Origin of the sequence: Brevibacillus sp. MS2.2, from assembly GCF_013284345.1 — a bacterium.
In the GTDB taxonomy this organism is placed as follows: domain Bacteria; phylum Bacillota; class Bacilli; order Brevibacillales; family Brevibacillaceae; genus Brevibacillus; species Brevibacillus brevis_C.
Map to the genome: position 1 here is coordinate 26,459 of NZ_JABSUZ010000004.1, position 25,212 is coordinate 51,670.

The 25,212-nt window shown below is 46.7% G+C and carries 28 protein-coding genes; 13 read left to right on the forward strand and 15 right to left on the reverse strand.

What is annotated here, in order from left to right; translation table 11 throughout:
* The first annotated feature begins 107 nt into the window (after positions 1-107).
* Entirely contained in the window at positions 108-620 is a 513-nt protein-coding gene (locus tag HP568_RS04430) for a DUF3907 family protein (protein WP_173628449.1), read from the forward strand.
* A gap of 98 nt (positions 621-718) precedes the next feature.
* Here HP568_RS04430 and HP568_RS04435 read toward each other — a convergent pair whose 3' ends face one another.
* The 5 genes from HP568_RS04435 to HP568_RS04455 all read right to left on the reverse strand — a co-directional run bounded on the left by HP568_RS04435 (position 719) and on the right by HP568_RS04455 (position 6,258).
* Entirely contained in the window at positions 719-2,116 is a 1,398-nt protein-coding gene (locus HP568_RS04435) for a S8 family peptidase (RefSeq protein ID WP_173628450.1), read from the reverse strand.
* Between the two features lie 85 nt (positions 2,117-2,201).
* The gene (locus HP568_RS04440; protein WP_048032334.1) at positions 2,202-2,972 is read right to left on the reverse strand and encodes a Cof-type HAD-IIB family hydrolase; all 771 of its coding nucleotides are present in this window, start codon (positions 2,970-2,972) and stop codon (positions 2,202-2,204) included.
* Between the two features lie 109 nt (positions 2,973-3,081).
* Complete coding sequence (locus HP568_RS04445; protein WP_048032335.1) at positions 3,082-4,197, reverse strand: ABC transporter ATP-binding protein; 1,116 nt, start codon at positions 4,195-4,197, stop codon at positions 3,082-3,084.
* Between the two features lie 112 nt (positions 4,198-4,309).
* Entirely contained in the window at positions 4,310-5,317 is a 1,008-nt protein-coding gene (locus HP568_RS04450; protein ID WP_173628451.1) for a PucR family transcriptional regulator, read from the reverse strand.
* Positions 5,318-5,358: 41 nt separating this feature from the next.
* Entirely contained in the window at positions 5,359-6,258 is a 900-nt protein-coding gene (locus HP568_RS04455) for a metallophosphoesterase (RefSeq protein WP_173628562.1), read from the reverse strand.
* 161 nt (positions 6,259-6,419) lie between these two features.
* Here HP568_RS04455 and acsA point away from each other — a divergent pair, with 161 nt between their 5' ends.
* Positions 6,420-8,135, forward strand: coding sequence for an acetate--CoA ligase (gene acsA / locus HP568_RS04460; protein WP_048035766.1), 1,716 nt, complete (start codon positions 6,420-6,422; stop codon positions 8,133-8,135).
* Positions 8,136-8,184: 49 nt separating this feature from the next.
* Here acsA and HP568_RS04465 read toward each other — a convergent pair whose 3' ends face one another.
* The 3 genes from HP568_RS04465 to HP568_RS04475 all read right to left on the reverse strand — a co-directional run bounded on the left by HP568_RS04465 (position 8,185) and on the right by HP568_RS04475 (position 10,797).
* On the reverse strand, positions 8,185-9,198 hold the full coding sequence (locus tag HP568_RS04465; RefSeq protein ID WP_048032337.1) for a cation diffusion facilitator family transporter: 1,014 nt from the start codon (positions 9,196-9,198) through the stop codon (positions 8,185-8,187).
* 27 nt (positions 9,199-9,225) lie between these two features.
* Positions 9,226-10,266, reverse strand: a complete 1,041-nt coding sequence (locus tag HP568_RS04470) for a flavin-containing monooxygenase (protein ID WP_048032338.1) — start codon at positions 10,264-10,266, stop codon at positions 9,226-9,228.
* A 141-nt stretch (positions 10,267-10,407) separates the two neighbouring features.
* Positions 10,408-10,797, reverse strand: coding sequence for an ArsR/SmtB family transcription factor (locus HP568_RS04475; protein ID WP_309142205.1), 390 nt, complete (start codon positions 10,795-10,797; stop codon positions 10,408-10,410).
* A 252-nt stretch (positions 10,798-11,049) separates the two neighbouring features.
* Between HP568_RS04475 and HP568_RS04480 the strand changes: the two genes are divergently transcribed.
* The 4 genes from HP568_RS04480 to HP568_RS04495 are packed head-to-tail and all read left to right on the forward strand — an operon-like array spanning position 11,050 to position 14,929.
* Complete coding sequence (locus HP568_RS04480) at positions 11,050-11,976, forward strand: permease (RefSeq protein WP_483862126.1); 927 nt, start codon at positions 11,050-11,052, stop codon at positions 11,974-11,976.
* 10 nt (positions 11,977-11,986) lie between these two features.
* A complete protein-coding gene (locus HP568_RS04485; RefSeq protein ID WP_173628453.1) occupies positions 11,987-12,979 on the forward strand; it encodes a TIGR03943 family putative permease subunit in 993 nt (330 codons plus the stop codon).
* An 18-nt stretch (positions 12,980-12,997) separates the two neighbouring features.
* Positions 12,998-13,450: a GNAT family N-acetyltransferase gene (locus tag HP568_RS04490; RefSeq protein ID WP_173628454.1), complete on the forward strand. Its 453-nt coding sequence runs from the start codon at positions 12,998-13,000 to the stop codon at positions 13,448-13,450.
* A 24-nt stretch (positions 13,451-13,474) separates the two neighbouring features.
* A complete protein-coding gene (locus HP568_RS04495; RefSeq protein ID WP_254551033.1) occupies positions 13,475-14,929 on the forward strand; it encodes a M1 family metallopeptidase in 1,455 nt (484 codons plus the stop codon).
* 88 nt (positions 14,930-15,017) lie between these two features.
* Here the strand turns inward: HP568_RS04495 and HP568_RS04500 are convergent, their stop codons facing one another.
* The 3 genes from HP568_RS04500 to HP568_RS04510 all read right to left on the reverse strand — a co-directional run bounded on the left by HP568_RS04500 (position 15,018) and on the right by HP568_RS04510 (position 16,954).
* A complete protein-coding gene (locus HP568_RS04500; RefSeq protein ID WP_173628455.1) occupies positions 15,018-15,422 on the reverse strand; it encodes an SET domain-containing protein in 405 nt (134 codons plus the stop codon).
* Positions 15,423-15,503: 81 nt separating this feature from the next.
* Positions 15,504-16,151 carry a response regulator gene (locus tag HP568_RS04505; protein WP_007724217.1) on the reverse strand — a complete coding sequence of 216 codons (648 nt, stop codon included), beginning with the start codon at positions 16,149-16,151 and terminating at the stop codon, positions 15,504-15,506.
* Entirely contained in the window at positions 16,148-16,954 is an 807-nt protein-coding gene (locus HP568_RS04510; protein WP_173628456.1) for a sensor histidine kinase, read from the reverse strand. The genes HP568_RS04505 and HP568_RS04510 overlap by 4 nt, the downstream gene beginning before the upstream one ends.
* 108 nt (positions 16,955-17,062) lie before the next feature.
* Between HP568_RS04510 and thiD the strand changes: the two genes are divergently transcribed.
* On the forward strand, positions 17,063-17,857 hold the full coding sequence (gene thiD, locus HP568_RS04515; protein ID WP_048032344.1) for a bifunctional hydroxymethylpyrimidine kinase/phosphomethylpyrimidine kinase: 795 nt from the start codon (positions 17,063-17,065) through the stop codon (positions 17,855-17,857).
* A 62-nt stretch (positions 17,858-17,919) separates the two neighbouring features.
* Here thiD and HP568_RS04520 read toward each other — a convergent pair whose 3' ends face one another.
* Positions 17,920-19,254, reverse strand: a complete 1,335-nt coding sequence (locus tag HP568_RS04520; protein ID WP_173628457.1) for a DUF4179 domain-containing protein — start codon at positions 19,252-19,254, stop codon at positions 17,920-17,922.
* Between the two features lie 5 nt (positions 19,255-19,259).
* Positions 19,260-19,784: a sigma-70 family RNA polymerase sigma factor gene (locus HP568_RS04525; RefSeq protein WP_173628458.1), complete on the reverse strand. Its 525-nt coding sequence runs from the start codon at positions 19,782-19,784 to the stop codon at positions 19,260-19,262.
* 128 nt (positions 19,785-19,912) lie between these two features.
* On the opposite strand from HP568_RS04525, the gene HP568_RS04530 reads away from it, so the two are divergent.
* From HP568_RS04530 to HP568_RS04545, 4 genes are all read left to right on the forward strand, one after another.
* A complete protein-coding gene (locus tag HP568_RS04530; RefSeq protein WP_017247807.1) occupies positions 19,913-20,140 on the forward strand; it encodes a hypothetical protein in 228 nt (75 codons plus the stop codon).
* Between the two features lie 73 nt (positions 20,141-20,213).
* Positions 20,214-21,287: a spore photoproduct lyase gene (splB, locus tag HP568_RS04535; RefSeq protein ID WP_173628459.1), complete on the forward strand. Its 1,074-nt coding sequence runs from the start codon at positions 20,214-20,216 to the stop codon at positions 21,285-21,287.
* A 152-nt stretch (positions 21,288-21,439) separates the two neighbouring features.
* Complete coding sequence (locus HP568_RS04540; protein WP_048035769.1) at positions 21,440-22,081, forward strand: deoxynucleoside kinase; 642 nt, start codon at positions 21,440-21,442, stop codon at positions 22,079-22,081.
* 42 nt (positions 22,082-22,123) lie between these two features.
* Positions 22,124-22,816 (forward strand): deoxynucleoside kinase, encoded by a 693-nt coding sequence (locus HP568_RS04545; protein ID WP_048032347.1) that lies wholly within the window; start codon positions 22,124-22,126, stop codon positions 22,814-22,816.
* A 69-nt stretch (positions 22,817-22,885) separates the two neighbouring features.
* Here HP568_RS04545 and HP568_RS04550 read toward each other — a convergent pair whose 3' ends face one another.
* Both HP568_RS04550 and HP568_RS04555 read right to left on the reverse strand, forming a co-directional pair.
* Positions 22,886-23,476, reverse strand: a complete 591-nt coding sequence (locus HP568_RS04550; RefSeq protein ID WP_173628460.1) for a TetR/AcrR family transcriptional regulator — start codon at positions 23,474-23,476, stop codon at positions 22,886-22,888.
* Positions 23,477-23,509: 33 nt separating this feature from the next.
* Complete coding sequence (locus HP568_RS04555; RefSeq protein ID WP_173628461.1) at positions 23,510-23,935, reverse strand: VOC family protein; 426 nt, start codon at positions 23,933-23,935, stop codon at positions 23,510-23,512.
* 176 nt (positions 23,936-24,111) lie between these two features.
* On the opposite strand from HP568_RS04555, the gene HP568_RS04560 reads away from it, so the two are divergent.
* Both HP568_RS04560 and HP568_RS04565 read left to right on the forward strand, forming a co-directional pair.
* Positions 24,112-24,849 (forward strand): class I SAM-dependent methyltransferase, encoded by a 738-nt coding sequence (locus HP568_RS04560; RefSeq protein WP_048032350.1) that lies wholly within the window; start codon positions 24,112-24,114, stop codon positions 24,847-24,849.
* A 76-nt stretch (positions 24,850-24,925) separates the two neighbouring features.
* On the forward strand, positions 24,926-25,210 hold the full coding sequence (locus HP568_RS04565) for a 4a-hydroxytetrahydrobiopterin dehydratase (RefSeq protein ID WP_048032351.1): 285 nt from the start codon (positions 24,926-24,928) through the stop codon (positions 25,208-25,210).
* Positions 25,211-25,212: the final 2 nt, after the last annotated feature.

A 25,212-nucleotide genomic window follows, 5' to 3' on the forward strand; every position in this document is an offset into this window, starting at 1 on the left:
AACTTCCAAAGCAGCCTGGATGTATAAAAATAACCCTTGTGTAATAAATAATCTTTCCTTTATACTTATTATAAAAAAGGCAGATTCTTCAACATTAGGGGGACTTTATGTCAGCGACTCATCTAAAGCAATTGTGCGAAGAGACGTACACCAAGTTGAAAAAGGTCAGCATGGAAGTGGAACGTTTTTTGAATCAGATTACCTTAGCTGGTCTTGTATCCGCGTCAGGTGATCCTGAAGAATTTGAAACGTATTACCGTAACTATCTTTCCGACTTGCGCCACCTTTTGGTTTACTGCGAAAATGCATACGAAAGGCTGGGAGTATCGCTCCGACGCGCACGATTTCATGAGGAGTTCGCCGAGGAAGTATTGTATCAGGTATACCATACCTGTATAAATAACTTCTACTATCCCAAAGGTGAGGTTTACGAAGAAGATGGGCGATTGGCCTATACGGGTCAGGACTGTATCATTTTTCGCAAGCAGGTGACCCCTGAGTTACAGCAGTTGACTTTGTCCCTGTCCAGAGTGTTCGAACAGATGCGAAATGATTTGCAGTATTATGAGACAGACTATATTGCGAAAAAACAAATGCAACAAGAAAAAGCACGAGCTTAATAGATTCGTGCCTTCATATAAAGTAAAAAAAGGTGGAATCGACCACCTTTTTTATTTTTGTGCTTTTTTCTTGGTGCGGCTTTTTTTCACTGAACTTATTACCCACCAAAACGCAGTCGTTGAAAGAATTTATTAAGCAAGCCGCCGATTGTTTTGGGCGGTTGTTCTGTTTTGACTCGCTCGGCCGGCTGGGCTTGGCGAAGGGCCTGGTTCACATTGATCATACCGTACCCGTATAACTGATCGTGCCCAGGAGCACCGAGGTCAGTCGAAGACTGTCTAATGAGATTCATCACGTCTTGGGTATTCATATTGGGATGAATGGAACGGATGAGCGAAGCGAGTGCAGCGACATGAGGGCACGCCATCGAAGTACCTGATAGCGAGGCATAGTCACTATAAATGTACGTGCTCGGAATATCCACCCCAGGAGCAGATACATCCACATAATCACCAAAGTTGGAAAAATCGGCGCGTTCTTTACGGTGATCGACAGCGGCGACGGCAAGGACTTCATCATAGGCAGCAGGAAAGCTAGGCTGATCGCTCGCATCGTTTCCGGAAGCCGCGACTAACACGACATTATTATCAAAGGCATAGCGACAAGCTTCCCGCAGAGCAGCAGAAGAGGTGTAGTTACCTACACTCAAGTTGATGACATCTGCTCCGTTATCTGTCGCCCAATAAATACCTTGTGCGATGTCCACCGCTGATCCGGAACCGTCTGCGCCAATAGCTTTGACCGGCATGATCTTGCTATTCCAGGACATTCCAGCAATGCCATCTTTGTTATTCGTTTTCGCCGCTATGACACCAGATACGTGGGTTCCATGGCCATTATCATCCTCCGGTTTGTTACTGCCATCCAAAACGTTGTAGCCTTTGACCAGCTTACCAGCAAATTCCGGATGCTTCATATCCACACCTGTATCGACGACTGCAACAATGACATCACTGCTGCCTTCGCTGACGTCCCAGCTTTGCTCCATGCCGATCAGAGGAAGATTCCACTGGTATTCCTTGTAATACGTATCGTTTGGTTTCACGTTAGGAAGTAAGAGGTAATTTGGCTCGGCAAATACGGAGTCAGGGTGTTCAGCCAGTTTTTTCATGAGCTGCTTGGTAGTCATACTCTTTGATTTGATAATGAGAAATTTGTCAAAATCACGTTTGATCTTGGCATCCAAAGAAGAAACGAGCTGATCAATTTTTTCTTGCTTGGGGCGTGGTGAAAAGCGCACGACGACTTCGTTTTCTACATAATGACTGCGGTCACGCTGGTTATGATGAAGCGTTTGAATATGGCTTTTTTTCTCCAGGTCACGACGAATGTCTTTCACCTGTTCAATGTAGTTAATGCGGGGAATTCTCGCTTGAACCGATGTCACGCGGGGATGAGGTTCGCGCATTTCCTGTTCTGCATTCTGATTCATCCGATACGGGACAACTACGAGACCAACCAAGGCAACAGCGGCAACAAAAGGCCAGACGCGCAAAAAAACTCACTCCCTCCAGTGCTGTTGTCTATAGCGTGCACATGAAGGGAGTGATTATGAAGGAAATAGCTTACAATTAGCGTAACTAGATTAAACCAAGCTTTGCTAAGCCATGCTGGATGCCACTGTCGTTTACATGGCGCGTAATCATATTGGCGAACGGCTTCAATTCTTCATGAGCATTACCCATCGCTACCCCCATACCAACATAGGAGAGCATCTCTTTGTCGTTCAATCCATCTCCAAAGGCAACAGCATCCGCAGGAGTGAGTCCAAAATGTTTTAAGACGGCTTCAATTCCTTTTGCTTTTGAGCCGTTTGGGGGCAAAATATCCATGCAGTGCTCATGCCAGCGAATGTAAGAGACGTCATGGAATTCACCCGTGTATCTTGATTCATCAGCGCCACAGTAGAGAAATGCTTGATAAATCGGCGTTTCCTCCCAGTAGCGATGGCGATACGCTGGAGATTCCAGTCGCAACCAATCAAAAGACTCAATGATATGTGGGTGGTCCATCGCATTGGCATAGCAGTGTTCTGCGCTCAAAAATACCATGGGATGGGAATGACCCTCAGCCATTTGTTCGAGCGTTGCCAATGTATCTGTAGCAATTGGCGTGTGATGGATGATCTTCCCTTCGCTCTTCACATACGACCCGTTAAAGCCCACGAATGTCTCAATGCCCAATTGCTCAGCGATGGGCATCAAATGATAAGGAGCTCGGCCAGTTGCGATCGCGACATGGACACCGTTTTGTTTTAATGTTTGTACGGCGTCCACTGTTGTTTGTGGAATGATGTGATCGGTGTTCAGTAAGGTTCCGTCAATGTCAAAAAAGACGATTTGATAAGCCACTTCTTATCCGCTCCTCTCCACGCTATCTCTAGTTGTTCTCTTTATATAGGTTTTGCACAAAAAAATAGGAAAAGGAATGCCTGCTGGGACACTCCTTCTCATTTCGCTATTAGAATACAGCTACTTCTGTCTCGCTGTCAAATACATGACATTTGGCAAGATCCATCGCTAGTTTTACCTTCATCTTTGGTTTTAGCGCTTCACGAGAATCCACGCGTGCTACCATCTGGGTATCCCCGATATTGTGGAAATAGACGTACAATTCGGAGCCCATGTTTTCTACGACTTCCACTTCTGCTTCCAGTGAGCTCTCAAAGGGATTGGCTTCCATAAAAGAGGCGTCGCTGTAAATGTCCTCCGGGCGAATACCAAAAATAACCTGCTTATTTACATAACCTTTTTCCCGTAAAGTTTTGGCTTTATCTTCTGGGAAGCGTACATGAATATTTTGTGCATCAAAATAGAGTGCCCCGTCTTTCTCGGAAAGACTCCCTTTCACAAAGTTCATCGCAGGTGAGCCGATAAAGCTCGCAACAAACAGATTGACTGGATAATTGTAGATTTCAGTAGGGGTTGCCACCTGTTGGATCAGGCCGTCCTTCATGACGACAATCCGGTCTCCCATGGTCATGGCTTCCGTCTGATCGTGCGTTACATAAATAATCGTCGTATTCAACCGTTGGTGCAGTTTCAATATTTCCGTGCGCATTTGTACACGCAGCTTCGCATCGAGGTTGGACAACGGTTCATCCATCAAAAATACTTGCGGCTCACGAACGATCGCACGACCCAACGCGACACGCTGTCTTTGTCCCCCTGACAGCGCTTTTGGCTTGCGGTCTAACAAATGGGAAATATCGAGAATTCGAGCTGCATCTTGAATGCGCTTATCAATATCGGATTTGGAGAATTTGCGCAATTTCAGGCCGAAAGCCATATTTTCGTATACATTCATATGCGGATAGAGTGCATAGCTTTGGAAAACCATGGCGATGTCGCGATCTTTGGGAGCCACATCGTTGACACGGCGATCGCCTATGTATAAATCACCTTCCGAAATCTCTTCCAGACCTGCAATCATGCGCAGCGTAGTAGATTTTCCACAACCAGATGGTCCGACTAGAACGAGGAATTCGCGATCTTGAATTTCCAAGTGAAAATCGTCAACTGCCGTAACGTTGCTTCCATATCGTTTATAAATGTGGGAAAGACTTACCTTTGCCATGAAAAAGGCACCTCCTCGGGTTTGTGAAGAGAGCAAATTCTTGGATGACTGTAAGGGTAGGGTACCAAGTCATAGGCAAGATGGATACGGACAGTATATACAAAATGTTTCGTCAATTTTGACGAAAGAGAAGGTAGAGCTGAAGCATGACGGCATCAGGAAACAATCGCGGGTCTAATCCGGTTTGTTCTGTCAGCTTGTCCAATCGATACAGCAGTGTATTCCGGTGAAGGAAAAGCTGCCGCGCTGTATCGCTTACATTCAATTGTCTGGCGAACAACGTATCTAATGTTTCCCGTTGTTCATCTGTCATGTGCGGAACGGTTATGACAGCGGCTAGCTCGTTGGCGATTGCGGCTGCTATTTCTTTGGGGAGAGAAGCTGCCCATCGTTCTAACGGATAAGACCAATCCCCAGCAACCATCATTTGTGGTCGATAGGATTGGAGGGCGCGGGCGAGTGATACTTGTCGTAAAAGAGTGTCGCCCAATGCAAGTGGACTCGTGATTGGCGATCCAACAACAAGGCGAACGGGTTCCATCCATTCCATCGAAATCAGATCATGTAAGCCAGATGCCCACTCCAAAAGCTCTGATGCCGATTTTTGATGATCGAGCATGGAGACAGGGACGATGAGAAGGGCATGTGTTTGGGTCAAAGGAATAAAATCGGGTACTCCTTCAAAAAAATCATGCAACAAGGGCTGCAAGGAACCCCATTCTCCTTTGCGGTCTGGTCTGCATCGCTCTAATAAAAATGAGACGCGTGCTTCTTTCCACGGCCATTTCGCTTCCAGCTGATCAGGCATTGCAACAGGGGTACCAGAGACAATGCCCGAAAGCCAATTGAATATCTGTTTTGAGAGGGGAAGCGTTGCTGGATCATCCACTTGAGGAAAAATCAGATCCAACAACGCCCGGGCTGAAGTATGCCAAGATGCCGTTTCGATAAGGATCAATGTCATTTCACCGTTGCTCGAATGGAGGGCAACTTGCTCCCAGCCCTTTTGTATCCAATCGAGCTGGACTTGTGCTGCTTCTGTTTGTGAGACATGTACATATTCGATAGGTAAATTTGTCGCTTGTCGGATGTGCTCGACATCTCTCTTCCATTTTTCCACAAGGTTCCCCCATCTCGACATGAAAGTAAGGCTATTATACCTTAGTCGAGGGCGAGCGTGGCAGCTGTTTCTTGTAGAGCCAAAGCTGGAGCGGCCATCTCGTTGAATGGAGCATCACTGCCCAGTACATGCAAAGTTATCTCGGGACGGGAACGCAGACGGATGTTTACCCCTGTTTGCCCCAGGCCCTCACTGATGTAAAAGAGTCGACCATCCATCTCGTGAAGACCTTTCACGATATTTAGCTTAGGCAGCTTCCCCATCGTTGCGAGATGAAAGGGGCGAGGCCAATGGATTTGTCCGCCGTGAAAATGCCCTGACAACAAATAATCGTAAGCATACTCTTTCATGTGCAAAACTATATTAGGATCATGAGTCAAGACGAGCCTTGCTCCAGTCTCGGGTACACCGAAGAAAGACTTGTCCAGGTTGCTATGGCGCGTGCTGAAATCATCCACACCGATAATGTGCAGGGGCTGTCCCTTGTGATAGATGGTTTCATTTTCGTTGATAAGAACACGGCAGCCAATACGTTCTAACTCTGATTTCAACTGTGCGAGCTTGAAAGGGGTAAGAACGTAGTCGTGATTGCCAAAAACCACATAAGTTCCGAGTGCTGGCTGTAATTGCTGGAGACATTGCACAAAAGCAACTGCCTTCGGAATGTTTTTTTCGCGGTCGAGCAAATCTCCGGTAATCGCAATCAGGTCTACCTGACGCTGCGAGAAGTCATCGACAATGCACTGGGGCAATACAGACAAGTTTTCCATGTGCAAATCAGACAAATGCAAGATCGAAAGCGGCTCAAACTCATGCGGTTGTTGAAGGTGTCGGGATTTTTTCAAGGGTATGGCTATTTCCTTTATTTGAACATCAAATGTATTGCGATAGGCTCGAAAAAGCAACAAGGCGATAGCGCCAAGTAAAATAAACCAGATCATCATGGTCAGCCATCTCCTTTGCGGTAAGAATACCGTCATTATACAAGAAAAAGTTCGCGATCGAATAAGTAGGTTCTGGCAGGAGGAATTACGCAAAAAATGTAGAAATATTATGAATGTTGCGTAGTGAGAAAAACGAAGTAGAGTGGGAGAGTGAAGACATGAACGTGGAGAAAATTCCAGCAACGGAAGGCCCTTATAATCTGGAAAATTATGACGAAGCATATGCGAATTTTGATTGGGCGGATGTGGAGAAGCAATTCTCTTGGTATGAGACCGGGAAAGTGAACATGGTGTATGAAGCCATTGATCGACATCTCGCTACTGATCGGAAAGACAAAATCGCATTGATGTACAGCAATGCGACGAGAGACGAGACTTACACTTTTGCGCAATTAAGTGAATTATCCAATAAATTTGGTAATGTTTTGCGGAATTTGGGCATTGTGAAGGGGGACCGCGTTTTCGTCTTTATGCCGCGTTCGCCGGAGCTTTATGTAAGCGTTTTAGGCACGATCAAGGTTGGCGCAATCGTAGGACCGCTGTTCGAAGCGTTTATGGAAGCAGCTGTTCGTGATCGCTTGGAAAATAGCGAAGCAGTTGCGATCGTTACGACACCTGCACTCCTGCCACGTATTCCCGTAAACGACCTGCCTGCCTTAAAACACGTAATTGTTGTAGGTGCAGAACAGGAGCTAAAAGAAGGTTACATCCGCTTTGAACAAGCGATGGAAGAAGCCTCCACCGAGTTGGAAATCGAATGGGTTGATCGTGAGGATGGAATGATTCTCCATTACACCTCAGGCTCAACGGGCAAGCCAAAGGGTGTTCTGCATGTTCACAATGCCATGATCCAGCATTACCAGACTGGGAAATGGATTCTCGACTTGCAAGAGGATGATATTTATTGGTGCACAGCAGACCCAGGCTGGGTAACGGGTACTTCTTACGGCATTTTTTCACCTTGGTTGAATGGAGCAACCATTGTTGTACGTGGTGGACGCTTCACTCCCGAAGACTGGTATAAAGTCATTGAGAAAAACAAAGTATCGATCTGGTTTAGTGCTCCGACTACGTTCCGCATGTTCATGGGAGCAGGGGATGAACTCGTCAAGCAATTTGACTTATCCAGTCTGCGTCACGTCCTGAGCGTTGGTGAACCACTCAATCCTGAAGTCGTTCACTGGGGAATGCGCGTGTTCAATCAACGCATCCACGACAACTGGTGGATGACGGAAACAGGTGCTCAGTTGATTTCTAACTATCGCTGTATGGCGATCAAGCCTGGATCGATGGGTAAGCCGTTCCCAGGTATTTATGCAGCGATTATTGACGACCGTGGAAATGAGCTGCCGCCGAATCGAATGGGGAATCTGGCAATCCGTACTGGTTGGCCAGCCATGATGAGACAAATCTGGAACAACCCAGCGAAGTACGAGGAATACTTCAGCATCCCGGGCTGGTATGTATCCGGGGATTCTGCATACAAGGATGAAGAAGGCTACTTCTGGTTCCAAGGCCGTATTGATGATGTGATCAATACTTCCGGTGAGCGAGTCGGTCCGTTTGAAGTAGAGAGCAAGCTCGTGGAGCATCCAGCAGTAGCCGAAGCGGGTGTCATCGGCAAACCAGATCCGGTTCGTGGTGAAATTATCAAAGCATTCATCGCGCTGCGAGCTGGCTATGAGCCAAGTGAAGCGTTGATGGAAGAAATTCGCAAGTTTGTGAAAGAAGGATTGGCTGCACATGCTGCTCCTCGTGAAATTGAATTTCGCGACAAGTTGCCAAAAACGCGTTCCGGAAAAATCATGCGCCGCGTCTTGAAAGCGTGGGAATTAGGTCTACCGACTGGTGACCTGTCTACCATGGAGGATTAATCACAAGAAAAACCATCTCTCGAAAATGTCGGGAGATGGTTTCTTTTATTTAGGAATGGCTATGTTGTTTATGATCATGCGGATGGTCGTGGTTGTGCTCATGGTTATGATCGTGATCATGATCGTGGGAATCGGCTGTTGCCTGGCAATGTAAGTCACCGTGTGTAGTAGACGAGTTCTCAATCTGGATGGTCGCGTGTGTAATGCCGAATTCTTTTTCCAACAGCGCAAGCGCGTCATTTAAAACAGGGTAGCTGGGCAAATCATCCTCGACAACGAGATGGCAGGTAAGAGAATCAAAGCCGGAAGTAACCGTCCAAATATGAAGATCATGCACCTTGACTACTCCGGTTAACTGGCTGAGTCTTTGTTCTACTTTGGTTGTATCCAGCCGAGATGGAGCTCCTTCCAGCAAAATATTGATGGATTCTTTCGTGACGCGCCATGCGCTCAGCATGATCAGGATAGAAACAATGATACTGATGATCGGGTCGGCAATATACCAACCAAATGCCCACATGAGAATACCGCCTAGTATCGCGGCTACGGAACCGAGTAGATCGCCGAGTACATGAAGGTATGCGCTGCGTAAATTGACGTTGTTCTTGGTATCACCACGCATGAGTACCATGGCTGCAGCGATATTGGCGAGGAGCCCTACAGTAGCGATGATGATCATTGAGCCGCTGGCTACCTCAGGTGGATTCCACATACGTTCGAATCCTTCCCAGAAAATGAACAAGGAAATCACGACGAGAGTGACGCCATTGGTCAGCGCAGCCAAAATTTCAAAACGCTTCATTCCGAACGTTCTCTTGGCAGAAGGGGGACGTGATGCGAAATGGACAGCAATCAAGCTCAACAAAAGCGCTAATGCATCGCTTAGCATATGACCAGCATCGGATAGCAATGCCAAACTGTTAGTGATGAAGCCCCCAATGGTTTCTACGACCAAAAATACAGCGATGATGAGGAAAGCAGTGAGAAGAGCACGTTTACTGGCTCCTTTTCCATGGTGATGGTGATCGTGTCCATCTCCATGATCGTGATGGTGAAAGCCCATGATAGAATCCTCCTTCTAGAAAATAATTTATAGATGTTCCACTAGATAAAGGGCGTCTTTTCCTACGCCGCCCATAAGTGCTGACGCCCTCGTATGCTGCCATGGAAGTCCGAGAAAGAATAGGCCAGGCACTTTTGTGACACCCCGAAGATGAATGGGTCTGCCTTTCGAATCAAGCACATCTGGAATACTCAGCCAATCGTAGTTTGGTCGAAAGCCAGTGGCCCACAATACGTTATAGACTGTTGCCTCTGTTCCATCTGCAAAATAAACGGTATGCCCATTAACCTGTACGGTTCGAGAAACCAACCGCAATGCTCCTGAGCGAGAGAGCTCGCGCACCTGCTTTTTGTAGCCGAATATCGGATCGGGTGAGCTGCGCATTTTCTTGCCGATCCAGGTGGAGTGGGGAGCATCGAGTAATCCAAGTGTTTTCATGTAATCAAATATAGGTTTTCCAAATATGAAGTTTGGCAAGTAAGAGCGTGAATCTCCCTGTGAAAAAATAACGGGTCGATGAGCGGCGAGCTCTACCGCAATCTGTGCCCCAGAGTTGCCGCTGCCAACGACAAGGACTGGGCCGTCGATGAGCTGGCTCTCATTCTTGTACTGCGAAGTGTGCAGTTGATGAACGGTGTGGTCCAAGCTATTCGCAATACCTGGGATAAACGGCGTATGAAATGGCCCTGTTGCAATGACGACTTGCTTCGCGTAGAGCAGACGGTCTTGTGTCCGTACTTGGAAGCGGAAACCAATTTTGCTGAGCTCCATAACAGTCGTACCCAGCATGACAGGCAATTCGAAATGTTTGGCGTACAATTCGAGGTAGTCTGCCGCTTCATCCTTGTTCGGGAGCGTATTCCGCTCTCCGGGAAACGTAAGACCAGGTAGTTGATTATGTTTACGTGGTGTAAAAAGCACCAGTGAATCGTAGCGTTGCCGCCAACTGTCCCCGATCCGTTGGTTTTGCTCCACGATGACAAAACGGCGATTTTTACGCTTGAGTGCATATCCGAGAGCAAGTCCTGCCTGCCCCCCGCCAATTACGATGACATCATAGTCGTTCATGATTAATGCCTTCTTTCGGTAAGGATTAACTAAATCATACCATATTCATTATTATATTCAAGTAATTGTTTGAATGTTTTTTTGAGCATACGCAAAAAAAGCCGCCACTTATAGTGACGGACCTGTATGTAGCCAGTGGTTTTACGGTTTTGATTGCTTTAATTCGGCAGCATGCTCAATACCACACATGATTAAATGACGGACATGATCATCATCGAGCGAGTAATAGACGAGCTTGCCGTTTTTGCGGTACCGGGCGAGGCCCATGTTTTTTAACAAGCGCAGATGGTGAGAGGTATTCGGGATCGAACTATTGATGGTTGCAGCGACATCACAAACGCATAGTTCACCTTCAAGTGCCAGCGCGTAAATGATTTTTGCTCGCGTATCGTCTGCGAGAGCCTTGAATAGAGGGGCGACGCCTTCCGTCTCCACCATTCTGGGACGAAGCCTGTTTACTTTTTCTTCATCGATCGTCTGTACTTCACAAACCTCTAGATCAGTGGGAATGCGCTGAATATCATCGCTCACTTCATTCACCCCGAACCGTACCATTTTCCCCATTATAAGACGGATAGAGGGGGAAGGGAAGGCTGTACAACCTGTTCATCTTGTAAAAAAAGTAAAGGACAAGAAGGAAATATAGATGTCTTTATATAAATAGGAATGATACCTATTTGCAAATGGAGAGGAGAGAATTCCCACTTGATTCTGAAGATTCGCCAATTCCTGGTTGAAATAATCGGGGCGCTCCTGCTTGGACTAAGTGTCGTCTGGTTAACCATGGGCAGAGAAAGCAGCTTGTTTTCCGGTTGGAGTATAGAATGGTCCCCCTTGTGGCTTGATGTGAAAACCTTTTTCCTTAGTATTTGGCTGGAAGCAATCCCGTTTGTCCTCTTGGGTGTATTCTTTTCTGCGTTTATCCAGACGTTTGTGACAGAAGAGCAGGTGAGGCGTTGGACACCGAAGCATCCACTCGTAGCCCTGCCGTTTGCCGGGTTGCTCGGGTTTTTGTTCCCTGTATGTGAATGTGCCATTATCCCTGTGGTTCGTCGCTTGATCCAAAAAGGGATGCCGCTGTCAGTCGGGATTGTTTTCTTATTGGCGGGACCGATTGTGAATCCCGTTGTTTTGTCATCGACCTATGTTGCCTTCGCCCGTCAGCCGGAAATGGCTCTGTACCGGGGCATTGCGGGATTCGTTGTTGCCCTCATTGTGGGCATGCTCGTTTTCCTGTTTGTCAAAAAAAATCCGATACGGCTCGGCATGGAATCGCAAAACAGTCATGAAGCCGAACATGTAAAAGCGACGAGTGGAAAGCTGTCCTCGACGTTTGCCCACGCTGTAGATGAATTTTTTGACATGGGAAAATATTTGTTGTTTGGAGCGTTTATCAGCGCGCTACTACAGGTGTACATCAGTCGGGACACGCTCATGGACATCGGTCAAACGCCGCTCACGTCCAATTTGGTCATGATGGGGATGGCGTATTTGTTTTCGCTTTGTTCAGAGGCAGATGCTTTTATCGCTGCTTCCTTTGCCAATACGTTTTCAAGCAGCTCGTTGCTTGCCTTTCTGGTTTTCGGTCCCATGCTCGATTTAAAAACGACGTTAATGCTTTTGGGAACGTTTCGCTTTGGTTTTGTTGTCAAGCTAGTCGTAGCTATTACGCTTTTGGTCATTTGCGTCACTATGCTCATACCGATGTAAGGAGGAAAATATGGATCAGAACAAATTAAAGCGTCATCATGTCATGCGCAGTTTGATATTGGCGGGCATTACAGCGTTGTTGGCCTATTTGATCCTGTCGGAAACGCTCAGTTACTACCTAGCACCGCGGTTACACATGTTCAGTTATGTCACGCTCGTCATCCTGTCCTTGTTGACAATGGTCAGCATCCGGCAAATTTTTGTTGGCAGTAGTGTTTACGATTGCGATTGTGAGGAGCAGCATAAAGTGCCTCGTACTCCCATGGGCTCCCTTTTGGTTTATGGCTTGTTTGTACTCCCAATCGTGATGGGTTTTGTCATGCCGGATAAAATTCTTGGCAGTGATGTAGCAGAGAAGCGGGGAATCACACTTCTCAGCAATGATGTACGAAAGCTGGCGGATGTTACGGCGAACGCGAATGCGAATGCAACAGAGAATGAGAAGCAGACAGCAGAGGTAAAAGAAGATGCCAAACCAAGCGTAGAACCACAGTCAGGGGCTACCAATCAAGTAGCAACACCCCCGGTGGAGGCTACAGATGACGAACAATTGCGGCAAAGATTCTCGAACGGGGGATTTGGTGACTTTTACACAGATATCGCCGTCTTTTTACATAAACAGCCAGTGATTGAACTGAATGACAAAGTGTTCCTGGACGGACTCACCACGATGGAACTATATGCAAAAGAATTTGCTGGAAAAGAGCTTGAGACGATCGGGTTTGTCTATCGGCAGCCTGATTTTACGAAGCAACAGTTTGTCGTAGCGCGCTTTTCCGTCACCTGCTGTACAGCAGATTCCAGTGTTTATGGCGTTTTGGTGGAAAAGGAGGACGCCAACAAATGGGCAAAAGATAGCTGGGTAAAAGTTCGCGGAAAGCTCGAGCTGCGTCAGGTGGACGGATATGACATGCTCGTTCTCAAAGCCTCTCAGGTTGAAGCCGTCTCCGCACCGAAAGATCCTTATGTGTACTATAGCTTTGAAGCAGCACCAGACAGTTAACATGCGGGGGAAACCGAAATGATCGTGCGACTAGATTTACAGGATGAACAAACAGTACAAAAACTTTGGGACATGCAGCAAAGAGCGTATCGTGTAGAGGCGGAGTTAATTGGAACGGAAGAGATTCCTCCTCTGCGAGAATCAGTAGAACAACTGAGGACATGTGAAGAAACGTTCTATGGCTTCATAGAGGAAGGCAAGCTGGCAGGGGCGGTTTCTTTTGTGATCGAAGGGGAAACGTTGGATATTCATCGGATGATTGTCGATCCTGTTCATTTTCGCAAAGGGATCGCGAGTCAATTGCTTGCCTCTGTCCACGAGCATGGTTGCAGCAAGATCGTCGTTGCGACGGGGTCCTTGAATGAACCGGCTGTTCGCTTGTATGAAAGACATGGATTTACCTTGACGGATCAAAAAGAAGTGAAGCCCGGTCTGCGGCTGTCTTTTTTCGAGAAAACGATTCAACGATAAGGCGAAAGGTTGGGAGGGCTGGAGTTGATATCGAATAGGAAGGATATCAAGTGGCAGCAGCGTTTGCTCAAGGTGACGGCAATGGCTTCCGCGTTGACTTTGGTGCTCGGTGGATCTGGAAGTGGCTGGTGGATGCCAGAACGGGTAGGGGCGCAGTCTCCTTCGGTGGGGAAGATAGACGACTTCACAGCCAAGCCCGTAGCAGATGGCAGTAAAGGCACGTACGACCTGAAGTTCGAGATGTCGCCAGAAGGAATGTTTACCGCTGAGGCCAAGATCACTGTTGAAAATCGTTCCAAGGACGAATGGGATCAGTTGGTCTTTTATTTCCTGCCCAATGCATTTACAAAAGAGAATAAACCCCCATTCTTCGAGGACGCAGCCGAAGTGAAAATTCGTGATGTCAAGCTAGATGATGTGAAAGCAAAGTATCAGCTAACCGGTGATACGCTTGCCATCCCACTTGCCGAAAAGCTTGCGCCACATGAGACTCGAGATGTAACCGTAACATATGAGTTTACTGTTCCTAGAAAAGGTTTGCGCTTTGACCGTACAGAAAATGGCTTCCATTTGGCGCAAGCCTATCCGATGCTCGCCTCCTACCAGGGGAAGGACGGATGGAATAAAAAGCCGTACTCGCTTCGAGGCGAATCGTATCATACGAGTCATGCGGATTTTTCTATTTCGTACCGCTTGCCGCAAGAGTATACCGTCATCAGCTCGTCTGATCAGGACAAGGGAACGAATAGTCAGAGCGGTAAAATAAAAGTGAAAAATACGAAAGAAGTATTCATCGCAGTTGTAAAAGGAATGCAGAGTAAAAGCAAAAAGGTCAAAGGTGTCGAGCTTCGAGTATGGGGAAAGGACGCAGACAAGGAAGCGATGACAGCCGCTCTGCAAGCTGCCGAAAAATCGTTTGAACAATTCACGGATAAATTGGGTCCGTACCCGCATAAACAACTCGATATCCTTTTGGATGAAACTGCAAGTATGGAATACCCCGGAGTGGTGACTGTCGGACACACGGGGAGTGTGGACCCTGATTTGAGTCATACCGTGGTGCATGAGATTGCCCATCAATGGTTTTATGGAGTGGTCTCGAATGATCCGTTCCATCACGCCTGGCTGGATGAAGGAATAACAGAATTGGCCACAACGCTCTATTTTTACGATGTGGAGAAAAAAGGGGACGCCAGCTTTTATTTTGCCGAGCAAGCGGATGCGACCAAATCGGTTTCCAACCTGCCGTTGGATGCGTTTGACAAGGGACCGATCACGGGTCCGGTGTACGGACAGCCAGTGAAAGAGTTATGGAAGCTGATTACAACCTACGGCGATGAGGCGGATGGCTGGGAGTTTTTGCATGACTATTATCAGACGTACGCCTACAAACAGGTAGATACGCCTGAGTTTATTCGTTTTGCCACGGCATATTTTCCAGTGAACGAACAGTACTTCGCCAAGTGGTTGCGTTTATAGTTGACCCTCTACACAGAACAACCCGGATAACGGGCACTTATTCCAAAGTGTCTGTTTCCGGGTTTTCATTCTTCCTTAAGACCTTCGCTTATTTGGTATCATCTGTTTCTTTCTGCTGGTCTTCATAGAACCAGAGAGGATCATCACAATCCTCATCACCATTGTAGTTGATTAAGATTTCTTCACCCGCTTGAATGTCCGTATAAGCATAAAAATCAAACGTGTGGTTTTCGAAGTTAATCTCATACGTGGCATTTGGCGTGTAGGAATGATTAAATAGCATGCCATAGCCTAACAAGAAGGCTGTGTGATTGGCACCGTACTCAAATGCATAATCCGCGAGTAAGGTTTTCTCGATATGCTCATGCTCTTCGTTCAAATAGGGCAGCACGGGTGCTTCATGAATCAGGTCGCCTTTTCGGATATCTTGCGTTGCAAATACACCTCTATTTAATTCTCCATTGCTTAGTTTGGAGGTCTTGACTTCGATCATGCGGATCACCTGCATTTCTTATGTCTGTGGAAAACGTATCTTACTAAGGATGACAGTTGATCGAGAAGAAAGCAATGTTTTTTATTTGATGACCAAATGATGGCGAACTGCATAAGCAGCGAGCTGGACGCGATTAGCCAATTGCAGCTTCTCGAGAATGTTTTTCAGGTGGTTTTTCACAGTGTTTTCTGCGATGATCAGCGCCTCACTTATTTCCCGATTCGTTTTTCCTGCTCCTACATACATGACAATCTCTCGCTCTCGCGGGGTCAGAACATCTGGTACCATTTCATCTGTCGCCTCTTCTTGACGGAAGCGGTACATGAGGCGGGTTGCCATTTCACGAGTCAACTCACTGTCCTCGCCGAGCAAGGCATGCAAGTAGTTAATCCAGTCATCAGGCTCTAAATTTTTCAGCAAGTAACCTTGGGCGCCGAACTGAATAGCCGTGATCAGGTCAGCAACGTCATCGGAGACACTGAGAATGACGACCTTGATGTGCGGGTATGCTTTTTTCACCTCACGGGTTGCTTCGAGTCCGCTCCATTTCGGCATGTTGATGTCCATGAGCACAAGGTCCGGTTGTATTTGTCCGCATAAGAGAAAAGCTTCCTCGCCATTTTGCGCTTCTCCGATGACTTCAAAAGAGGGATCAGGATCAAGCAGACTGCGAATCGCCATACGAGCCATCGGGTGATCGTCAGCGATCAATACACGGTAAGCGTTCATTGGATTTTTCCTCCTGAATGAGAAGATAAGCGGATGATTGTACCGCCTTCCGATCGTAACTGAACGTCAATGGTGGCGTTTAACTGGCGTGCTCGCTCGCGCATCATGGACAAACCGTATTTTTTCGTATCGGGAGAAGGGTTGGAAATCCCAATGCCGTCATCCTCAACAGCGAGAACCCAGCCAGTTGTTTCATCTGTCGTGAGGTGAATCCACGAATGCTTGGCCTGAGAATGCTTGCGAATGTTGGCAAAAGCTTCTTGGATGATCCCGAACAGTTGTACTTCTGCGGTGGGAGTAAAAAAGCCATCTTTGACATGCAATTCGCTAGCAACGTCGATTCCAGATAAAGCGCTCCATTGCGCCAGCCATTTCTCAAGGCGTTGATCCAGACTGCCTTCTTCTGGTAATGAGCGCAAGTTGAAAATGGCTTGGCGTACATGATTGTCGATGGCAGAAACAGCGACCCGCGCATCGTCCAATTGTCCCTGCTTCAGCTTTACGTTAAGGAAGAACAGAGACTGTGCAATCCCGTCGTGTAATTCGCGGGCAAGGCGTTCCCGTTCTTCATAAACAGCGCGACGAGCTTGTTCCTCGACAATTCGTGCATTCATTTGTTTAAGCGTGTGAAACATCCAGGTAGCGAATAAAAAAGAGAGAAAGAGCGTCAAGAGGGTAATGTACACATTCCCGGCTTCCATAGACATATAGGGCAGCAGAAAGTCGTGACGGATGAATTCAAACCCCCCGATGATGATGGTTGGTATCAAAAAGGTCAACCAATAAAAGATCCGATAGGACATGCAGATGCCTCCTTGCATGACTGTTGGCAAACATTCCTTTAGTATACCGAATGGGACGAGCGGATGGTATACTCAGGTGAGAAAAGGTGGAAAGCAGGAGGGAATGTCATGAGCACGATTGCGAAAGCATTGACGATAGCGGGTTCAGATAGCGGTGGGGGAGCTGGGATTCAGGCAGATCTGAAAACCTTTCATCAACTCGGTGTGTACGGAATGAGTGCGATCACAGCAATCACTGCACAAAATACATTGGGCGTAGCAGGCGTTTACCCGTTGCCGACAGAGGCGGTTGCCCAGCAAATGCATGAGGTGCTGCGTGATCTTGGCGCTGACGCGGCGAAAACGGGAATGCTGTTTAACGCTGATATCATTCGTGCTGTTGCAGAAGAGGTCAAAGCATTTGGCCTGAAAAAGCTGGTAGTAGACCCGGTGATGATTGCCAAGGGAGGGTCAAAACTACTGTTGGATGAGGCGATCGTTGCATTGAAAAAAGAGTTGTTGCCTCTCGCAGAAGTCGTCACACCCAACTTGCCGGAAGCAGAATGCTTGACTGGCATGAGAATCGAGACGACAGATGAGATGCGCGAAGGGGCAAAAGCGATACATGCGTTAGGCGCTCGCAATGTCCTGATGAAGGGTGGACATATGCAGGGGGACATTGTCGTGGACATTTTGTTCGATGGCAGGGCATTCCATGAATTGTCCCATGAGCGTATCCATACACGTCATACGCACGGCACAGGTTGTACATTCTCAGCGGCTCTTACAGCAGAGTTAGCCAAAAATACACCGCTCATCACTGCGGTTGAAAAAGCAAATCGTTTTATTTTCGAAGCAATTAAGACAGCTCCGCAATTGGGTGGCGGGCATGGGCCGACCAATCACTGGGCGGTTGTAGACTAAGGTTATCAAATGAAGAATGCCCCACAGCGATGCCGTACAAGCAATCGCTAATGGGGCATTTATTATTTGACTTCAATAGAAAAAGTACCTTGAAGTCGTTCAGGATAGCTGGACAGAGGAAAGGAATAGGAAGTAGGCGTACCTTTGTTTGTTTTTCGTTTGAATAGCATGGAATAGTTTTGAATGGATTCATCTTTCGTTGCAGATGAAGAGCTCCCTTGCACGTATTCATATTCATTTCCTAGGTCATCCGTCATATTATACCCAAGAGAGATATGAGAGTGATTATCTTGAGGCGGCACTTTCAAAGAGAAGTCCATGCCTACCACATCATCGACTTGACGCAGCGCCGTTAGTTTCAGGCGATCATTCGGGACTTTTGTGAGTGTACCTGTCTTCGCATCAATTACGATTTGCAATTGATCTTTGTCCAAAGCACGGATGCCATCTGTTTTCAGGTAGAGCTTTTCGGGTTCCACAAAATAGATGCTTTCCAGATGGTATATCTTTCCGTTTTCTCCGTTGTCACGAACAGGAACGCCATTCCCCCAAAAAGCAAACGTTTGCCCTTTTTCATCCTCAAGTCTTAGCTTATCGAAGTCAAAGACATGTTTTTTATTGGCTGGGTCAAATCGGATACTTACTTCTGTTTGTGTAGGAAAGACTGCAATTTGTTCAATCGTAAACCGCTGTCCGTCAACCGTGACTTCCTTTATCACGGGATACACTTTTTTCTCAAAAGTCTTGTACTTGCTTTTGTCGACCACAAAGTCAATCGATAGGGGATTATCTTGTTTGATATGATCGATTTCCAACGTGACTTTCGCTGTCATGAAATCAGGTATTTCGGTAGCTTCGTTGATGATAATATCGATGCGGTTTCGGATCACAGGGTCTTCGCTGCCCATGCCGGACCAGGAAGCACCGTGCTCCCATTCCTTTCCTGACTGATCGAACAACTCGATTTTGTAAAGTGCTACTTCTTTATCGGGAAGATCATTCTTCAGTGTATAGAAGAGGAGCATCCGTTTTTCATCTGCCAATACCTGATCGATCGTAAAGGTGACACCGTCAAGTGAACCACTGGCGCCAATATTTTGGACAAGATTGTGTTCGGCTGCCTTTTGCAAGCCTTTGTCATCCCGAAGGAAATCCACGATCTTTTCCATTCCAGGAATCGAGCTAACATAAGCGGCAACAGCGGGTGAAAGGCGAACGGAAAAAATAAACACAAAAAGGAACAAACAAGCAACGAGACTAGAACCAACGCGTATCCATCGATTGCGTCTCCGATTTTGACGCAGCTCTTTTGCTTGCTCCATCCCTCTTCGAATGTATTGATCAATCTCAGCGGGAATCATGAATGGACTCGCATTCTTTTTTTCATTTTCGCGCATAAAGCTCACCAGCCTTTCCCGAGATCTTTGCGGAGTGCACCCAAAGCCTTGTGTAGCCATGTTTTGATAGTACCTTCCGGATGACCGAGTACTTCTGCAATATCGCGTATCGTTCGATCTTCAAAATATTTCAAAATAATGATGTGGCGATAATTCGGACTGAGACGAGCGAGAGCCTCTTCGATTTGAATACGCTCGACATTTTGGTCGTCCATAGGAATACTTGCACGATTTTCGACGTCATCTTCCATGGGGTCCAAGATGATCCGTTTTCGGCGCTTTTGTTCATCCAGACAAATATGAATAAGGATGCGCGTCAGCCAAGTACGAAAATACGCAGGCTGTTTTAAGCGTGCCAGCTTGAGATAGGAACGGCACGTCGCTTCCTGAATAGCTTCCAATGCATCTGTCTCATTACGAAGAAAGGCGTAGGCGATTTTATACAGTTGTTCTTTATGAAGGCTGACGAGTTGAAAAAAGGCATCATCATCCCCATTTTTTGCGCGTGAAACGAGCTGTTCCAGATTCACTTTTTCCCCCTCCTATACCATTAGACGGCTCAGAGGCAAAAACGGTTTTCCTAAAATGTCAGCAACTCTCTTTTGTTTTGAACCAATCACCCGTCCATTGCTTACTGTAAAAGAAAGAAGTTGTAAGGATGGGGTGCAGGTGCATGTGGATCAAATGGGTTACGATTCATGAATCGTATGGCCTCCCGCGGATTGCTCAGGAATGTCGGCGTTATTTAGAAATGAAAGGAATTCGAGTCAGACTTTTGTCCAGACAGACCAAAAAAGCAGGACATGTCTATACACTGCAAGTACCGCTAGCTCAACAGGAGCAAGCAAAGGCGCTGCTACGCGACTTTAAGAACACCCTGAAATGACGGGCACAGCCATACTTCCCCTTACGTCCAGTCGAATGGCACGGGCATACTAGGTGAAGGGGGGATGATGGCTATGGGAACGACCCTTTTGGAAAGATCGGAAAAGAAGGAGCAGAAAGGTAGCAAGCTGTTTGTTCCGGATTATATTTTCGTCGAGCCACATGCATTGAATTATCCACTTGGTCAAGAACTGTATCGGCGTTTTCAAAAGGAAGGTATTCCGATGCAGATGACGACCAGCCATAATCAGGTCCGAGGCATCCCTGGGGATACAGAAGTGGAGAAGTATCGCAATGCGAAGCGGACGTTGGTCATTGGTGTACGCAAAACATTGAAGTTCGAGACCTCCAAGCCTTCCGCAGAATATGCCATTCCATTGGCTACGGGATGTGCTGCCCACTGTCATTATTGCTATTTGAACACAAACATCGGGACAAAGCCGTACGTGCGGGTGTACGTTAATACAGATGAGATTCTTGCGCAGGCCAAGAAGTATATCCAAGAACGCCCGGGTGAGATTACGCGTTTTGAGGCAGCTTGTACATCCGATCCGGTTAGCATTGAGCATCTTACGGGCAATCTGAAACGAGCGATTGAGTTTATGGGCCAGCAGGAGTTTGGGCGGTTGCGCTTCGTGACCAAGTTTCACCACGTGGATTCCTTGCTGGATGCCAAGCACAACAAGCATACCCGATTTCGCTTCAGCATGAATGCTGACTATGTCATCAAAAATTTCGAACCAGGCACCTCCAGCTTTCATCAGCGACTGAAGGCAGCAGGGAAGGTAGCGAAAGCTGGTTATCCGCTTGGCTTTATTTTAGCGCCTTTGTATTGGTTTGACGGATGGGAAGCGGGGTATACTGATTTGCTGGAAAGGCTACGTTCGCAGTTGGTTCCCGAAGCGATGGAGGATTTGACGTTCGAGCTGATCCAGCATCGTTTTACCAAGATTGCGAAAAACTTGATCCTCCAGCGCTATCCGAAAACAAAGCTGGAGATGAAGGAAGAAGAGCGCAAGTACAAATGGGGCAAATACGGGAAAGGGAAGTATGTCTATCCCGATATCCAAGCAAAGGCTTTGCAGGCCCATTTGGAAAGTGAAATTGCCCGACTGTTTCCTCAGGCTCGTGTTGAATATTTTACGTAAGAACCAGACTGCTCTTTCTGAAGAGCAGTTTTTTAATAAAAGACAAGTACCAAACGATACCAAACGACACGATGCGAATGTTTTCGACAAACGCTTACATACGTGCTAGAATATGGGGTGCTCTCATTTTCTTGAAAGGAATCGAAGCATACATGAAGTCCATATTGATTACCGTTGAGGGACCTATTGGTATTGGGAAAACCTCTTTATCGCGGGAACTAAGCCGTGCATGCAACTTGCAACTACTGGAAGAGATCGTCTACGAAAACCCGTTCCTGGGTAAATTTTATGAAAATATTGCCGAATGGAGCTTTCAACTCGAGATGTTTTTCCTCTGCAATCGTTACAAGCAGTTGCAGGATATTCATTCAAAGTTCCTGAATCAAGGTATTTCCGTTGTTTCTGATTACAATATTTTCAAAAATACGATTTTTGCCAAACGGACGTTACAAGGAGATAACCTGCCAAAGTACCTCAAAATTTATGATATCCTAACAGAGGATTTGCCTCAGGCCCATTTGGTGATCTACATGACAGCTTCGATTGAGACCGTGATGAAGCGGATTGCGATGCGCGATCGCGAAATGGAGCGCAGCATGGATGTCACCTATATGGAGAACCTGATTGCTGATTACAACGAGTTTATGGAAGCATTTGAAAAACATCATCCGGATACGCCTGTCATCAAATTCGATTGTGACGATTTGGATTTCGTACATAGACCAGAAGATTTGAAGGTTGTACTGGATCGAATTGCACCACGGATTCAAGAGTTGATGGGACAAGAAGGTTAGGGAACAAAGGAAAAGTAAGCATGGGGATAAGGAGTTGCGTACATGTCTAGGTTTCAAAACAGCACGCTTCGTGAAAAATACGGGATACCGAACAACGCAGTGATTACGATCGGGGGGACGGTAGGGGTAGGAAAATCCACCTTTACACATGCCTTGGCAGATCAGCTCGGATTTCGTGTGTCGGTAGAAAAGGTTGACAATAACCCGTATTTGGGCCGTTACTATAACGATTTATCGCGATGGGGCTTCCATTTGCAAATTTTCTTTTTGGCAGAACGCTTTAAGGAACAAAAACGGATGTTTGATTATGGTGGCGGTTTTGTCCAAGATCGCTCTATCTATGAGGATACCGGGATTTTTGCCCGCATGCTGTACGAGCAAGGCAACATGACAGAAGAAGATTACCGCACTTATACAGAACTTTTTGAAGCGATGGTCATGACACCTTACTTCCCGCATCCAGATATTTTGATCTATTTAGAGGGAAGCTTCGATGATATTATTGGCCGCGTAAAAGAGCGCGGGCGCCCAATGGAGCAACAAACGCCGGTGGATTACTGGCAGGATTTGTTTGGCCGCTATGATAGCTGGATTGCCTCCTTTACCTCCTGTCCGATTTTGCGGGTCAATATCAACGAATACGATGTTGTGGATGACCCATCTTCGGTAGAGAGCATTATTGCTCGGGCTGCTGAAAAAATTCGGCTTGGACGAGCTACCCGCTTTTCATCATAAAAACCCTTTACAATAATAGAGCACCCCTGCATTTTGCCGATAAGAGGCTAAAGCAGGGGTGCTTTGCTTTTATTTGGTGCGATATCCTTCCAAGAGAAGGGTCATTGCTGCTGAAATGTCCTCAAAGGACTTCTCATGATCAGGCGTCTCCGAAATCCAGAGCACCGCTTCATTCATCGCACCAGACAGCAAATGTGTCAGAGCATCGATCGAAACGGGACGTAGGTACCCTTGCTCCTGCATCGTTTGAAGCTGCTCCCTGAGATGGCGCATGGAGTTTTCCTCGTCCATTCGACGCCACGTTTCCCACCCGATGACAGATGGGCCATCGATAAGCAAAATCCGCTTGTTTCGATGTTCGACAGCCGAGGAGACAAAGGCCAAGCAACCCAAGATCAATTGTTGCCAAGGATCCTCACTTTTCGCAGCTTCTGCTTCTACGCGGGCTCCGATTTCTTGTTGGACAGAAGCCAGTACTGCCTCAAATAATCCTTCTTTGCTCCCAAAGTTATGGTACAGTGCGCCACGGGTCACCCCGGCTTGTTTCACAATGTCTTCCATGGCGGCATCCGCGTAGCCTTGCTTGGAGAACATCTCTCTTGCCACTTCGATCAGTTTTTGCATCGTCTGCTGTTTTTGCTCTGCTTTGGACAACTTCATACTGTAAGGTCTCCTTACTTATTTCATGCCAGATTATACAGGGTCAACATAACTTTCAGCAAATGCTTCAGAAGGCGGGATTACTTTTATGATATCAAGTAAAATGCCGTTCGGATCGGATGTAATAAAATGCCGCTGACCGAATTCCTCGTCTCTAATGTCGAGATGGAGAGGAAGACCTGCTTTTACAATAAGTCTCTCGTATTCAGTGTCAACATCATCGACTTCGAAATTAAGGATAAGACCACCAGCTACTGGCTTTCGGAAACCCTGTGGAATCGTGTTGTGTGAAGGATCTAAGATGGCTAGCTCAAATGACGGGGTGCTGCTCTGATTTTGCAGGCTCACATACCAGTCTGCTTCGAAAATAATTTCAAATCCAAAGTGCTCTCGATAAAACTTCGCGCTAGCCTCCATTTGTTCTGTCAAGATGACAGGATAAAAGCTGTTCACTTTCATTATGGATCTCTCCCTCACGATTGGATGAGGTTAATTTTACATACATACAGTATGTATGTAAAGTGTTTTCTATATTTTTTAACAAAGCTTTCGTACACTTTGCCGCATGCAAATCGGCAACGGATAAACCCCGCTGTGGTATAATAAGAACATCTTGGAATTAAAGGGGCTCAGACATGGCAGAAGAATGGTTTGAACGCAGCTTTCGCGAAGATTATGTGCTTGTGTATCGTCATAGGGACGATTCGGCAGCAGATGGAGAGATCGCTAATCTGTTGGAAAGATTGCCGGTAAAGGACACAGGACGCGTACTTGATCTTTGCTGCGGGAGCGGGCGTCATTCGCGTGCGCTGGCTCGCCGGGGCTATGAAGTAGTTGGTGTGGATTTGTCGCCTGTTCTCTTACAGTTGGCTGAGGAACAAAACACCTATCCACAGCTAAGTTTTGCCCGCTGTGACATGCGCGACATTCCGTTTCACGATGAATTTGATATCGTGGTGAATTTGTTTACCAGCTTTGGTTATTTCTCCACAGATGAAGAAAATGCTAACGTTATTCGTAACATGGCACAAGCACTCAAAACAAAAGGTGAAGTAGTCATCGATTTCTTAAATGCAGCGTACGTTATCGATAATCTCGTGCCGCACTCTACAAAGGAAGTCAGTGGGATGTTGATTAAAGAAGAACGCTGGATTCAGGATGGATTTGTGAAAAAGCGGATACTGATTTCCGATGAATCGTCGAATGAACCGCGTGAGTATATGGAACAGGTTCGTTTGTTTTCTGCCCAGCAAATGATCTCGATGCTTACAGAGGCGGGATTCGAAAAAATTCAAGTATTTGGAAATTACCAATTTGAAGAATATGTGGCACATGAATCACCACGTATGATTTTTTATGCCGTGAAGCAATAGGGTGCGGATAACCTGTACGTCTCGTGAATATGATGGTGTAACAACCATTCATCGGGTAAAAGGGGGCATTGCTAAAATGAGCAAGCTGTCTTTGGAACAGGTCAAATTGTATCTGAGCAAGGTACCTGGCTGGAAGCTGGTAGAAGACCGAATGGCGCTATCACGCACGTACCACTGTCGTGACTTTTCCACTGCGGTCAGTTTCGTCAACCGAGTGGCAGAAATGCTTGAGCATGACAATCAGCACGTGGAAATTCATTTGGCAGGTGGAACGGTCACGTTTACGTTAGCCACCCGCGAGGCAAAAGGTTTAACCGGCAAAGATTTTGCGTTAGCCCAGACCATTAGCAAAGTAAGCTAACT

Excerpts from the sequence above, each read along its gene's own strand:
- HP568_RS04430 (WP_173628449.1), top strand. The coding sequence starts at position 108 with ATGTCAGCGACTCATCTAAAGCAATTGTGCGAAGAGACGTACACCAAG.
- HP568_RS04445 (WP_048032335.1), bottom strand. The coding sequence starts at position 4,197 with ATGGCAAAGGTAAGTCTTTCCCACATTTATAAACGATATGGAAGCAAC.
- HP568_RS04455 (WP_173628562.1), bottom strand. The coding sequence starts at position 6,258 with ATGATCTGGTTTATTTTACTTGGCGCTATCGCCTTGTTGCTTTTTCGA.
- acsA (WP_048035766.1), top strand. The coding sequence starts at position 6,420 with ATGAACGTGGAGAAAATTCCAGCAACGGAAGGCCCTTATAATCTGGAA.
- HP568_RS04465 (WP_048032337.1), bottom strand. The coding sequence starts at position 9,198 with ATGGGCTTTCACCATCACGATCATGGAGATGGACACGATCACCATCAC.
- HP568_RS04470 (WP_048032338.1), bottom strand. The coding sequence starts at position 10,266 with ATGAACGACTATGATGTCATCGTAATTGGCGGGGGGCAGGCAGGACTT.
- HP568_RS04480 (WP_483862126.1), top strand. The coding sequence starts at position 11,050 with ATGGGCAGAGAAAGCAGCTTGTTTTCCGGTTGGAGTATAGAATGGTCC.
- HP568_RS04485 (WP_173628453.1), top strand. The coding sequence starts at position 11,987 with ATGGATCAGAACAAATTAAAGCGTCATCATGTCATGCGCAGTTTGATA.
- HP568_RS04490 (WP_173628454.1), top strand. The coding sequence starts at position 12,998 with ATGATCGTGCGACTAGATTTACAGGATGAACAAACAGTACAAAAACTT.
- HP568_RS04500 (WP_173628455.1), bottom strand. The coding sequence starts at position 15,422 with ATGATCGAAGTCAAGACCTCCAAACTAAGCAATGGAGAATTAAATAGA.
- HP568_RS04505 (WP_007724217.1), bottom strand. The coding sequence starts at position 16,151 with ATGAACGCTTACCGTGTATTGATCGCTGACGATCACCCGATGGCTCGT.
- HP568_RS04510 (WP_173628456.1), bottom strand. The coding sequence starts at position 16,954 with ATGTCCTATCGGATCTTTTATTGGTTGACCTTTTTGATACCAACCATC.
- thiD (WP_048032344.1), top strand. The coding sequence starts at position 17,063 with ATGAGCACGATTGCGAAAGCATTGACGATAGCGGGTTCAGATAGCGGT.
- HP568_RS04520 (WP_173628457.1), bottom strand. The coding sequence starts at position 19,254 with ATGCGCGAAAATGAAAAAAAGAATGCGAGTCCATTCATGATTCCCGCT.
- HP568_RS04530 (WP_017247807.1), top strand. The coding sequence starts at position 19,913 with ATGGGGTGCAGGTGCATGTGGATCAAATGGGTTACGATTCATGAATCG.
- splB (WP_173628459.1), top strand. The coding sequence starts at position 20,214 with ATGGGAACGACCCTTTTGGAAAGATCGGAAAAGAAGGAGCAGAAAGGT.
- HP568_RS04540 (WP_048035769.1), top strand. The coding sequence starts at position 21,440 with ATGAAGTCCATATTGATTACCGTTGAGGGACCTATTGGTATTGGGAAA.
- HP568_RS04545 (WP_048032347.1), top strand. The coding sequence starts at position 22,124 with ATGTCTAGGTTTCAAAACAGCACGCTTCGTGAAAAATACGGGATACCG.
- HP568_RS04550 (WP_173628460.1), bottom strand. The coding sequence starts at position 23,476 with ATGAAGTTGTCCAAAGCAGAGCAAAAACAGCAGACGATGCAAAAACTG.
- HP568_RS04555 (WP_173628461.1), bottom strand. The coding sequence starts at position 23,935 with ATGAAAGTGAACAGCTTTTATCCTGTCATCTTGACAGAACAAATGGAG.
- HP568_RS04560 (WP_048032350.1), top strand. The coding sequence starts at position 24,112 with ATGGCAGAAGAATGGTTTGAACGCAGCTTTCGCGAAGATTATGTGCTT.
- HP568_RS04565 (WP_048032351.1), top strand. The coding sequence starts at position 24,926 with ATGAGCAAGCTGTCTTTGGAACAGGTCAAATTGTATCTGAGCAAGGTA.